At 59.0% G+C, this 1371-nt stretch carries 1 protein-coding gene and 1 pseudogene; both read right to left on the reverse strand.

The features are described from left to right. Positions 1 to 86: 86 nt before the first annotated feature. Positions 87 to 431, reverse strand: coding sequence for a hypothetical protein (locus DQW06_RS28995; RefSeq protein ID WP_157983544.1), 345 nt, complete (start codon positions 429 to 431; stop codon positions 87 to 89). 8 nt (positions 432 to 439) lie between these two features. Next, a pseudogene (locus DQW06_RS21920) lies at positions 440 to 1371 on the reverse strand (hypothetical protein); the annotation flags it as partial.

Raw genomic sequence — 1371 nt, forward strand, 5'->3', positions numbered from 1 at the left:
CGTCCCGCGTGGACCAGGCGGTGTGCCCCTCCCACACCACGGCGAGGCTGTCTTGGGCATTGTCGAGCCAAAGGATCTTACCAAGATCACTTCAGTCGGGGCCTATACACAAGAGGATGGTCATTTCCGTCAAATCGAGAGGCAATCTCCCATTTCGTTCTCTCGGAAATAAGATCAAAGATGAATTGCACCTTTTCAGGGCTTTCGGACCACGTGGCCCAAAAAACATCTATGGCCGTGTTATATGGCCCCGACAAGACCTCTTCCACATGCACATCGATCTCACCAATGCGTTCATCGCTGGATGCGATCCGAAATTCAAAGGTTTCAGGGGCATTGCTCCACTCCTGCACCACTTCAGGGAAACCACGCAATGCAGAAGCAACTTCACCAAGACTAGCAGAAACCTCAATAAACTCCGCTCTCGACAATCTTCCCCCTACGGCCAAACGATAGTGTACCCGTCACCAATTACAACTACCTCACTGAGGTCTCCTCCATAGTTGAACAGCCCACTCCCAATCCTCTTAACGGCATCCTCTTGAGAAGTCCCCAGGTGCCTCACATCAAAAACCATCCGGCGAGACTGCCCCCTCGCGTTCCTAATGTTCCGCTCGAAAGATCTTGCAGTATCTGATTCGAGGACTTTGAACTCGACCGTCTCACCAGTGCCGGATATTACAGCCTCCGGAGTCCTAACTCCGTCAACGGTCGACTCCTTAATGGACTCAACCTCAATGCCATGCTCTCTGAGATATTCTGCCACCCTTACTTCTTTATCACTGAAGTGCTTCCATTCAGGGCCAACAAGCCCTTCGCTAGCAATATCTTCAAATGACCTCGGGTTGGCGCGTCCAGTTGGCGGCTTGGTCTGGTCCGGACGCGGAAGGAGACCTTCCGTATCGACTCTATCCGGAAAGGCATCCAAAAGCCGTTCCTGACTACCTTGCGAATCATCTCCGTTATCTGGTTGAGGCTTCTGAGGTTGATCGTTGTTGTCACGACCGTTGTCGGGGCCGCCTTCATCACCATCATCGCCACCGGTACCGGTGCGGTCGTTGGGGGGCTCGTCGCCCCCGCCGCCGCCACCGGCGGCGGGCTCGGGACGCTCCGCCTCCGGCTCCTCGCGCGGACCAGCCGTGCCCTCTCCCGCATCGCTCCGGTCGCTCTCGTCGTCCTCGGCGCGGGGCGCGTCGGTGTCGCCGCGCTGGGACTCGCCCTCCGGACGCGGCGTCGGGGCCGGGGCGCCGGGCCTCTCCTCGGGCCCTCCCGGTACCTCCGTGTCCTCCTCGTCAGAACGCCGCGGAGTGTCCTCGTCGCCCGGTCGGTTCCGGGGGGTGCCGCTGTCCTGGGGCTGCGGCGCGGGCGGGT

The sequence above is a fragment of the Nocardiopsis sp. TNDT3 genome (genome assembly GCF_003427465.1).
Taxonomy (GTDB): domain Bacteria; phylum Actinomycetota; class Actinomycetes; order Streptosporangiales; family Streptosporangiaceae; genus Nocardiopsis; species Nocardiopsis dassonvillei.